Genomic DNA, 10,889 nt, shown 5'->3' on the forward strand with positions numbered 1-10,889 from the left:
GAGTCAGTAGATGACCGAATTTTTTATGTTTTTTTGTAGCAGTCGACTGGTGCGGCTGTACACGATCCTCCTGTGCCTCATCGGCACGCCGCTGGCCGCTTCTGCAGCGGAATGGCGCGCTTTGGTTATTGGAATCGACGCCTATCAGCATGTATCTCCGCTGAAAGGTGCCGTGAACGATGCTGAAGACATTGCCAAGACGCTGAAAGCGGCCGGTGTCCGGGATCTTCAAACATTTTATGATGATGAGGCGACGCGTGCGCGTATCCTATCGGCCTGGCAGGGGCTCATAGAGCGCTCCGCGGAAGACGACGTGCTCGTGCTTTCTTATGCAGGCCACGGAGCCCAGGAGAAAGAATGGGTTGCGGGTTCGGAAGTTGATGGCCACGATGAAGTCTTTCTTCTCGCCGGCTTTGATGTTTCAGCGCCTGGGAACGGCGAGCGCCTGCGTGATGACGATATTGCCGCCATGCTGCGCGCAGCGGGGAAACGCAGCGTTCTTGTCATTGCCGACAGTTGTCATTCAGGCACAATGACAAGGTCGATAGATCCTCGGATCACAAGACTTGGAACACGCCTCATTGGTCTGCCGCCATTCGAGAACGATTTGTTGCGCAGTCAGCCTCTGCATCCGGTCCTTAAGGAAAATCAGTCTGAAGGCAGTGATTTGCAGGAACTGCCCAACGTCATTTATGTCGGGGCAACGGTGGACGGTCAGGTTATCCCTGAGTTGATGATCGCGGGTGAACCTCGCGGTGCCCTAAGCTGGTCGTTTGCGCGCGGTGTCGAAGGCCGCGCAGATCTCAACAAGGACGGCGGCATCTCGATGGAGGAGCTGACCCTTTTCCTGAAAGAGACCGTTCGCGTGGCGACAGAGGGCCGCCAGACGCCGAGTCTGACCGTCGGCGGCGGGACGCGTGCAGCCGTATTGCCAAGGGTTCAAGACAACATCCTGGACAGGGGAAGTGTGGCACTGACGATCGCTGCAAGCACGGATATTGCTCTTCCTGTTCTCAACAGCCTTTCCGAACGTCATGACGGGGCGCTTCAGGTTGTCACCGATGGCAGTGCCGATCTTTACTGGGACGTTGAGGAGGGAGACGTTCTGACAAAATTCGGCGATGTCGTGCTCAGGAAACGGGCCGGAAACGCGGATCGATTTGCGGAGGTCGTCTCCAAGTGGCTTTTCCTGTCCGAACTGTACGCAATTTCACGCGACCGGCAGCCGGTTGAAGGGACCTTGAAGCCCTCTGTCGGGCATATTCCCGAAGGGTCTCCGCTGAAGGTCGGGCTGAGGTCCGAAGCGGGTGGATACATGGCGGTCTTTGCGTTGGAGGCGGATGGCACCATACGCCTGCTAGCGCCTGACAAACGTGCTGATCCTCTTGGTAAAGATACAAAAATGGAGGCCAATGCGCCTTACATCCTGAACCTTCGTGCAGCGCTACCCTTCGGTGCGGATCATATTGTCCTCATCCGCTCACAAAAGCCCATGCCTCAACTGGTGGGAGTTCTCTCTGCGATGGAGGGGCGACCGCTTGACCCTTCGCTTGCACCGAATCTCCTAAACCTGATTGGGAAATCGGCTGAAGCCGTTGGCATTACCGGAGTATATACGGAACCTGCCGGCTAGACTGAGGCGTCTTTGGCAGTCTTTGACGCCCTTCAAGGCGCCTTATTGTGATCATGGCCACAATCAAATCGCCATTTTCAGGTTATAATTGGCCATGGATTAGCGCCATGCTTTAAAGTCTTTCTTGGCGCAACAAGATGATTGAGTTTGGAGACCGTCATGAAAAACAATTTGTTCAATCTGTTTGAAGCACGAAGTCTGAAGTCGTCAGTTTTTGCGACGATCGTTGGGTTGGGTGTTGCCGCAAGCGGTTCGGCCTTTGCGGACCCGATTGCGCTTGTTCTTGACAAGTCTGAAGGCGTGGATGTCTCCGCGTTCTCAGAACTGATGCCGGGAGATGTGATCGACCTTGGCGAAGCGGGACATGTTGACCTTCTCGACTATTCCGCTTGCCAGGAAGTCCGCATCAAGGCTGGGACGCTCAAAGTATCAGCAACGGGTCTGGAACTCGATGGCGGCAAGGAAGAATTTGTGCGGGCAGGGAACTGCCTTCAGGCCGACAGCGGCTCAAACACGCAGACCGCGGACAAGGGCCTGACGGTTACCCTGCGTGGGCTGACACTTGAAAACAAGAAAGCTGCCTCGCTGATGCTGCGTTTTGACGACAAGGCACGGGATCAGTACGGCTCCGTTTTCGTATCGTTTGGCGGCGGTGAGCCGAAGCGATTTGACGTTCTTGACAACATCGTCACCGAAATGCCCGACCGCGAAAGCGAGGAAGAGGCCGTCGAAGTAGAGCTATTCCTGCAAGGAAAAGCGCCGGACTTTGGTGTCGAAATGAGGAAAATCACGATTGATCCGGCCCAGGTCGGACGCAAGACTGCGGTCGTCCTCGTGAAATGACGTCTGAAGGCCAAGCTGCTGACACTGCCCTGGGCCGAAAGAAGCTTGTTAGTCTTATTGCCCTTGCAGCGATAAGTGCGGGAATAGTCATCGGCTTATCCGCTAAAAAAGCGATCTGGGAAGGCTGGGTTGTCGACCGCCTTTTCCAGGTCCGGGCGATTGTCGAAAATGATCAGCGGCCCGCACCTTCTCCTGTAGCTGTCGTCGGGTTGGATCAGACATCACTCGATTCTGAGCGCTTGACCCGTATCCCGCGTGTCCTGATGACGCCGGTTCTCGCCGAAGCTGGGCAGGCTGTTCTGGATGCCGGCGCGGTTGCGCTCGGGTTCGATTTCGTTTTCGCATATAGCGCTGACTCGTTCGTCGACCCAAGTACCGGTGAAGCCCGCTTGAGCGGGTTTGATCGGCCGTTCCAGAGTTTCGTTTACAGAAATCGCGGTAAGGTCTTCATTGCGCACACCGAAATTGGAGTGCCTCATCGAAGTTTCACTGCCGCAATAGGATCCGGCGGCGTGCGTTCTGTGATCGTTTCAACGGACAATGACGGTATTGTCCGCGAGCACACGCCACAACTCCCCTTGGGCGAGTCTCCGCACCTCATCGATGCTCTGTTGGGTGTTGGCGGCGCCAAGATTGATGAGCCTTTCGCCTCTATTCCCACAGCACGATTGGCGACGTCACTGCCCTACATGTCGCTGATTGACGTTCTCGACCTCAAAACGAGCGAAGAAGGTCGAAAGAAACTGGAAGAATTCGCCCAGGGCAGGATCGTGCTGCTCGGAGGATTGCTGCCCTTTGAAGATGAACATCTTTATTCAGACCGTTTTTTGCCGCACCTGGATTCCGAAGCCGCGGAAACAGGACCGAGTGGCAGACCGCGAGTTCAACCGCAAACCGCCGGTGTGTTCATACTCGCAGATTTGATCGGCTCAGCCTTGTCTGACCGGATAACGGTGGCACCGCCGCAGGGTGTCCTTGCTGCCGTGTCCGTCTTCTTTGCGGTGATAGGTGCCGTTGCAGGTCTGTTCCTGCCTCTTATAGTCCTGCCCGTTGTAGCGATCTTTGGGGTTGTTGCCGGCCTAAGTCTCGCCCTTGCCGGGCTGGAGATCGGTGTTCTTCTTGCCCCTGGTGTAGCTCCGGTCAGCTGCGTCAGCGCGATGGTGGCTGCAGCCGTCGGAAAGGTCAGTATTCTGCAACGTCGGCAACGGTCTCTGGTCCGCCTGTTCGGGCATTATCTCGCCCCTGACGTCATCAAACATATGGCGGTGTCTGAGGAACTTCCGGCGCTTGGCGGCGAGACACGTCACGTTGTCGTTGCGTTTATCGACATAGTCGGGTTCACCAAGATGTCTGAGAAACTGGCTGACCAGGACGTGGTGCGCGTTGTGAACGCCTGTTTCGATGCAATCGGGCAGACCATCACCAAGCATCAGGGCTACATCGACAAATACATCGGTGATGCGATCATGGCTGTCTGGAACGCCCCGAATACAGTCGACAATCCTGAAAAAGCGTCTGTCGACGCAGCTCATGAGATTATCAATCAGCTGGATCACATCCGCCAGATCACCGCCCAAAATGAACTGGATCTTCGAATTGCTTTGAATGCCGGTCCTGTGCTTGTAGGGGATATTGGCGGTGAGCACCGCCGTTCCTTCACCGTGATGGGAACAACGGTGAACACGGCAAGCAGGGTTGAATCGGTCGCCAAGGACAAGAAGGTGCGCCTTGCGCTAAGCCAGAGCGTGGCCAACGGGTTGCCAAGGGACTACCCCTTGTCGGAGATCTGGTCCGGTCAACTGCGCGGCCTGAGCACGGAGATATCCGTGTTTACGTTGGATGCTCCTGAAATTTATATGGAAAAGACTGTGCAGCCGCACGAAGACGATGAAACGCAAGGTGCGGGAAATCTTGTCGAATTTCCCCGACAGTGAGCGCGGCGCGAACAAAACAGTAAGGCTTTTTTGCATCGTGCGCAGTCATCCGGCATGATCCCGAATGCAACGCTTTTTGATGATTTACCCGCTGCAACTAAGGTGCATTGATGGTTCAATGGCCAAACAACAACAACTCAGGTGCACACCGGCCCGAATTTGACCGAACGGTGATCCGTCCTGCGGGTAACTCGCCGGCAACTCAGCCTGTTCCTGATCCAGTTCAGCAAGCACGCCCACCGGAAGCAACGAAACCCGGAAAGGGAAAATCCTCGCTTGTGGTCTACGCCACGCTTGCGCTTACTTTTCTTTTGATCGGCGGTGGCATTGGAGGTCTCGCCCATCTGATTTCTTCAGGTGCAATATCCGTTTCGTCGCCAAAAACGGCAAGTGTCGACCAGGGCGCGCAAACACAGCAACCTCCGCAGACCCCGGACACGAATGACTCGCCGGATGAAAAAACCGTCATTTCAACGGACGAAACCAAAACGCCAGATGCCGGCACGACACATCAGCAACTCACGCTCAACGGTGACGATGAATTGGATGTACCGGCCGATCCGTTTTTCGATATGGCAGTGTCGGCGGTCATACCTCTCGCCGGTGATCCAGTGCTGTTGAATGACGGGGCTTCTGCGCAACGCATTGAGCTGTCTGAAAGGCTGGTTCCGGAAAGCGACAATACGTCCGGAACAACGGCTTTGCCTACCCCAAACGCCTTTGTGCTGGACAGCCGGATGCTCAACGACAGTGGAGATCTGGTCATTCGGGCGCCGGGAAGTGAAGCCGACTTTCAGTTCGGCAATTTCGGCGGGGGCGAGGAGTCCGACAGTCTGATCGTTGAGGAAGAGGGTGGGGCGGATGCAGACGAAGCGCCGGATCTGCCGGTCTTTCTGAAACCGCCGACGGACACGCTCGATTTATACCTGACGGAACGTCCGATCGGACAGGGCCCCAACCGGATCGAAATACGAGAGGCGCTCAAGAAAAAGGTTTCGCTCGCGACCTTCCTGAAGGAAAACGGTTTTGACGAAGACGCCTCCAAATCGCTGCTGGATTTTGCCAAACAGGAACTGAAGCGAAGCGATTTGATCGCGGGCGATAGGGTCGCAGTAAGGGGGGCAAGGCTGCCCAACCGTCTCGGACGTATCGGCGACTATTACCGGCCGGTTCAGATGTCGCTTTACGCCGCAGATGGAAAGCATCTTGGAACAGCTGCCTATTCCGCAACGCGTGACGGCGAGGCTTACGTTCACGGCGCGGATCCTTGGTTCGGAAAGGAAATCGCCCAAGAGGAAGTCGTGCGCGACAATAGCGCGAGCGCACCAAAGAGCCATCGGCTGATTGACGGTCTTTATGCAACAGCGGTTCGCAATGCGGTACCGGCGTCAATAGTTGGTGAAGCAATCGCCTATCTGGCACCTTCGACCGATTTGAAGAGAGCAATCAAACCCGACGAACGCTTTACGCTCGTCTTTACCGATCAGCCCCGCGACGAGAAGCGGGGCGGGGGCAGAGTTCTTTTTGCGGGAGTGCGCAAGGGAGATGATTGGTCTGTGCGCTGTTACGTCCTGAAAGCGCCTGGAAACCGGGGGTTTGCGTGCGTGAGCGAGGGGGGCAAGATCAGCCTCTCCGGTGCGATGCTCGTTCCCGTAAAGGGGGTTCTGACTTCAAAATTCGGTATGCGTTTCCATCCGATCAAAAAGACGGAGCGGCTTCATGCCGGTGTGGACTGGGCCGCGCCGACAGGCACACCTATTCGAGCCGCGTTCTCCGGCAAGGTGACCTACAAGGACGTTCGTGGCGGGTACGGCAACTTCATCGAGCTCACCCACAAGGATGGAATCACGACCCGGTACGCTCACATGCACGAATATGCCGACGGCATCGAAATGGGGTCGGTGGTTCAGGCAGGAGATCTCATCGGGTATGTCGGAACGACAGGTCTTTCAACCGGACCTCATCTCCATTTCGAAATAAGACAGAGAGGAGAACCGACTGATCCACTCGCTTTCGAAATGGAGACCGGCGCTGATGCGCCCCAATCCGTCGCGAGCAAAGACCTCAAGGCGTACCAGGGCGTGATAGGAGAAGTGCTTGCCGGCCAATAAGGGAGCGTCCGAGCCCTGGAAAGTTGCCTCTCAAAGCGGGTCTGCCCGCTCCACTTGAACCAGACTTTCGTGTTTGAAGCCCGGCGCACGTATTCGTGATCCTGATCACTGCGAACTGCGAGCATTTCTGCCATTCTGAAATCATCGAAGATTGCGGCTCATAGGCGGGGGCAGCTCAAGAGAACGGGCCCCGAATAGTGTCGCAGTTTTTTGAAGGAGGTGGAGAAATCACTCAAACCAATGCATGATCTGGATAGTCTATAAGTAATTTTCTGCCGTTTCACTCAATCAAGCGTTGAAGCGGCAACTGAAAGTGATTGACGTCGGGCGCGGCGCAACTGCTCACCAAAATGATACCACCCTTCGCTCGGTCCACATTCTCATTAATGGATGTGGCGAGGGAGCCGCTGTTCCGGAACGGGTGCGATCGACATCAGCGTACAGAGCCAGTCAAGCGGTTCAGGCCTTTGGTGCACTGACCCTGAGGCGGCTTGGGCAAAAAACTCAAAAGGAATGCGCAGAGCCATGAGAAAATTTGAAGCGACGATCAATGAAAATTTTTGGAGCTTCGCGACAGCAGTTGCGATCGCTGTCTTGACGACCGGAATCGGTGTGGGCGGTGCGACGGCTGCCGGTACGACGGAAGACTTTGGCCAAGTGTTGGAGCAGGAGACGACCCTTCACCATTTCCAGGTAGACAATGAAAAGTTCGTCGGACAGCGGTTCGCGTTCACCTGTCCTTCGGGCTCGTTGGCTGAACAAACCGTATCTGTTTACGGTTCCGACGAGTACCCCGCATCCACTCCTATTTGCCTGGCTGCGCAACACGCAGGCGCAATCAGCAGTGATGGCGGTGACCTGACACTGCAACTCAATCCGGGATCGGCAGCTTACACAGGCAGCGTTCGAAACGGCGTGAGCACCGAAGACTTCGCAGGAACCGATTTGAGTATCGTGTTCCTGACGGATGAAACCCGTGAAAAACTGGACGCACTGCAAAACGAGCTTGTCCCGACATTGAAATGGAAAGACAAGTTTTCCCAAACAGGTCTTGCGAACATTCGTCTGACAGGTCAGCGCTTTGCATTCAATTGCCCGGCGGCTCCGGAGAAAATTGCCGGTCGCCGGGTTTATGGAACGGACAGTTATCCCTTGAATGCCTATGTGTGCCTCTCCGCTGTTCATGCAGGGCAGATCTCCCTGTCGGGCGGACCGGTGCTCGTGCAAATGGATCCGGCGCTTGAGGGCAAATTCCGCGGGTCAGAACGAAATGGCGTGGACTCGAAAGACGGACCTAAAACCGTCCGTTCAATCTCTTTTCCAGCCCGCTAGTCACGACACCTGATCGTGAGGGACTGGCGCTCGGCAAGGAGCGTCAGTCCCGGATTCATTTAACAGAACGCTCCCACAGGCAACTGTGGGAGCGTATTTGTTATTGGCCGGAAGTTTATGAACTTGTTGCAATCAACTGGTGTGCAGCGCCACCAAGTGGTGGAGCCATTTGGGCGGCACCACCACTTTACCTGAAGGTTTGGGTCAGGCGCCGTCGGTCGTGCTGATATCCAATCCGTCTTCCCCAGCCGCAATCGTCACTGTTTTCAGCTCTTCCCCGTTCATCTGCGCGGTGAGGAAGGCACGTGAGAGCTTAGGCAAGAGATCGTTGGTCAGGATGTTGTCGATCATCCGCCCGCCGCTGTCAGGGTCTCTGCAGAGCGACACGATATGCGAAACGACATCATCACCGAAGGTGAGTTCTGCGTCTCTGTTTTCCTTCACGCGTTTCACGATACGGTTAAGCTGCAGGCGAATGATAAATCCGAGCATGGACGGCGAAAGCGGGTAGTAAGGTATGGTCACTATCCGTCCGAGAAGGGCCGGCGGGAAGACGTCGAGAAGCGCCGGTCTGAGTGTTTCTGCCAGCGCCTCTGCATCCGGTGCGTTGGGATCGGTGGCGGCGAGATCCGGATCGCTTGAAACCGGTGCATCGAGCATGTGGCTTGCGGCATTCATGATGATGTCCGTACCGACATTCGACGTCAGCAGGATCAGCGTGTTGCGGAAATCGATTTTCCGGCCCATGCCGTCTTCCATCCAGCCCTTGTCAAAGACCTGGAAGAAAATCTCGTGAACATCCGGGTGAGCCTTCTCGACCTCATCCAGCAGGACCACCGAGTACGGTTTGCGGCGCACAGCTTCCGTAAGCCGTCCACCTTCGCCATAACCGACATAGCCGGGAGGCGCACCCTTAAGTCCGGAAACCGAGTGGGCTTCCTGGAATTCGGACATGTTGATGGTGATCAGGCTGTCTTCACCCCCGTAGAGCGTTTCGGCAAGAGCAAGTGCTGTTTCCGTCTTACCGACACCGGAAGGTCCGCACAGCATGAAAACACCGATCGGCTTGTCGGGATTTCCAAGCTGAGCCCGGCTGGTCTCAATCCGTTTGGCGATCATCGCCAAGCCATGCGCCTGGCCGATGACCCGCTTGTTGAGGCTGTCGGTGAGGTTGAGAATGGTGGCCATCTCGTCCTGCACCATGCGGCCGACAGGAATTCCGGTCCAGTCGGAGATGATACTGGAAACCGCCTCGTCATCGACATAGGCATAGACCATGCGATCGTCTTCCGGAATTTTGGAGAGCTCCTCGCGCTTTTCTTGCAGTGCTGCGCGAATGGCTTCTTCGTCCTCCAGATCCACATCCAGGTCGAGCTCGATATCATCGATGGATACGATTGCCGGCCCCTCATGCTCGGGGTCTTCGATATCCGAGCTCTCCGGATGGGGTGCCGGCTCGCCGCCCCTCAGCTGGGTCAGGGCCGCATTCAGCCTGCGAATGGAGGCGACCAGATTGCGCTCGCGCTCCCATTCAGCGCGGACGTTCTCAATGTCCTGTTCGGTTTCCTCAATGGCTGCATTGAGACCATCGAGATGTTCCTGGTGCTCCATGCCAAGTTCGGTATCGTTTGTCAGCGCCTGTTTCTCGGTCTCCAGAAAGCCCTTTCTGGCGATAAGATCGGACAGTTTCGCCGGTTGCGCTGCTTGCGAAATATTCACCCTGGCTGAGGCCGTATCGAGGACGCTGACGGCCTTGTCAGGCAACTGGCGCGCCGGGATGTACCTGTGCGACAACGAAACGGCAGATTTGACGGCGCTGTCCAGAATGCGAACCTGATGGTGTTCTTCCATCGGACCGAGAAGACCACGCACCATCGCAAAACACTTTTCCTCATCCGGTTCGTCGACCTGGACAGGTTGGAAGCGCCTTGTGAGAGCCGGGTCCTTTTCAAAGTGCTGCCGGTATTCCGACCACGTTGTCGCGGCAACAGTGCGAAGCGTACCGCGTGCAAGTGCGGGTTTGAGCAGGTTTGCCGCATCTCCTGTCCCGGCAGCGCCGCCTGCGCCGATGAGCGTGTGAGCTTCGTCAATGAAAAGGATTGTCGGAACGATCGATGCGTGTACGGCGTCAATAACTGCGCGCAGACGCTTTTCAAACTCGCCCTTCATTGACGCTCCGGCTTGAAGAAGGCCGAGGTCTAGCGCGCACAAACGTGTGCCCAGAAGGGCAGGCGGCACATCACCGGCGACGATCTTCTGCGCGAACCCTTCGACAATAGCGGTCTTGCCCACACCGGCTTCACCCGTCAGGATCGGGTTGTTCTGGCGGCGACGCATCAGGACATCGATGACTTGCCGGATTTCCTCGTCACGTCCAACGATCGGATCAAACTCTTCGGCACGTGCGCGGGCCGTGAAATCGACGGTGAACTGCGAGAGAGCATCTTCTCCGACACCGCTGCCGGGCGCCGCTTCTTCGCCATCTGCACCTGGTGCTGCGGCCGCCGCCTTCGGGCCTGATCCGTCAATTGGCCTCGCACCGACTTCGCTGGAAGAACCGGCAATCTTGTCAAGGTCGCGAACAAGGACGTCCCGGTTGATACCTTCAAGTGCAGCTGAATAGCTGCGGAACTGGCGCCAGGTCGATTTGTCGCCCATTGCCGCGATCAATACATAGGCGGATCGGATTTTGTAGTCGCCATACCGAAGCGTTCCTTCAAACCAGGCACGCTCGAGTGCTTCCTGAAAGGGAGCTGCCATGGACGGCAGTTCCGTCTGATTGATTTTCAGGTCTGCTATGGCTTGTTGCAAATCTCCATGCACGCTGCCGACATCAATCCCGAAGTGGCGCAGGATGTGTACGAAATCGGTGTTTTCATCGCGCGCGAGATAATAAAGCCATTGGAGTATTTCCAAATGTCGGTGGCCCGAGCTCTTGGTGAGCCGCATGGCCTTTTCCAGGCAGTCATAACTGATAGTGGTGAGTTTATTGGCAACTGTTTCAACAAGAATGTCACTCATGGTATCGGCCTTTCA

Annotated in this window: 6 protein-coding genes; 5 read left to right on the top strand and 1 reads right to left on the bottom strand. The window is 56.1% G+C overall.

Translation table 11 applies throughout. From position 1 onward, the window contains the following. Positions 1-10: 10 nt before the first annotated feature. The 5 genes from ABVF61_RS23905 to ABVF61_RS23925 all read left to right on the top strand — a co-directional run bounded on the left by ABVF61_RS23905 (position 11) and on the right by ABVF61_RS23925 (position 7,853). Positions 11-1,633, top strand: a complete 1,623-nt coding sequence (locus ABVF61_RS23905) for a caspase family protein (RefSeq protein WP_353996031.1) — start codon at positions 11-13, stop codon at positions 1,631-1,633. Between the two features lie 159 nt (positions 1,634-1,792). After that, complete coding sequence (locus tag ABVF61_RS23910; RefSeq protein WP_353996032.1) at positions 1,793-2,476, top strand: hypothetical protein; 684 nt, start codon at positions 1,793-1,795, stop codon at positions 2,474-2,476. Continuing rightward, a complete protein-coding gene (locus ABVF61_RS23915) occupies positions 2,473-4,410 on the top strand; it encodes an adenylate/guanylate cyclase domain-containing protein (RefSeq protein ID WP_353996033.1) in 1,938 nt (645 codons plus the stop codon). Before ABVF61_RS23910 ends, ABVF61_RS23915 begins: the two co-directional genes overlap by 4 nt. Before the next feature lie 110 nt (positions 4,411-4,520). Continuing rightward, complete coding sequence (locus ABVF61_RS23920; protein WP_353996034.1) at positions 4,521-6,521, top strand: M23 family metallopeptidase; 2,001 nt, start codon at positions 4,521-4,523, stop codon at positions 6,519-6,521. 525 nt (positions 6,522-7,046) lie between these two features. Further along, positions 7,047-7,853, top strand: coding sequence for an LCCL domain-containing protein (locus tag ABVF61_RS23925; protein WP_353996035.1), 807 nt, complete (start codon positions 7,047-7,049; stop codon positions 7,851-7,853). Positions 7,854-8,057: 204 nt separating this feature from the next. On the opposite strand, the gene tssH is transcribed toward ABVF61_RS23925, so the two are convergent. Beyond that, positions 8,058-10,874, bottom strand: coding sequence for a type VI secretion system ATPase TssH (gene tssH, locus ABVF61_RS23930; protein ID WP_353996036.1), 2,817 nt, complete (start codon positions 10,872-10,874; stop codon positions 8,058-8,060). Between the last annotated feature and the right edge of the window lie 15 nt (positions 10,875-10,889).

The sequence above is a fragment of the Roseibium sp. HPY-6 genome (genome assembly GCF_040530035.1).
Lineage (GTDB): Bacteria > Pseudomonadota > Alphaproteobacteria > Rhizobiales > Stappiaceae > Roseibium.

Excerpts from the sequence above, each read along its gene's own strand:
- ABVF61_RS23905 (WP_353996031.1), top strand. The coding sequence starts at position 11 with ATGACCGAATTTTTTATGTTTTTTTGTAGCAGTCGACTGGTGCGGCTG.
- ABVF61_RS23910 (WP_353996032.1), top strand. The coding sequence starts at position 1,793 with ATGAAAAACAATTTGTTCAATCTGTTTGAAGCACGAAGTCTGAAGTCG.
- ABVF61_RS23915 (WP_353996033.1), top strand. The coding sequence starts at position 2,473 with ATGACGTCTGAAGGCCAAGCTGCTGACACTGCCCTGGGCCGAAAGAAG.
- ABVF61_RS23920 (WP_353996034.1), top strand. The coding sequence starts at position 4,521 with ATGGTTCAATGGCCAAACAACAACAACTCAGGTGCACACCGGCCCGAA.
- ABVF61_RS23925 (WP_353996035.1), top strand. The coding sequence starts at position 7,047 with ATGAGAAAATTTGAAGCGACGATCAATGAAAATTTTTGGAGCTTCGCG.
- tssH (WP_353996036.1), bottom strand. The coding sequence starts at position 10,874 with ATGAGTGACATTCTTGTTGAAACAGTTGCCAATAAACTCACCACTATC.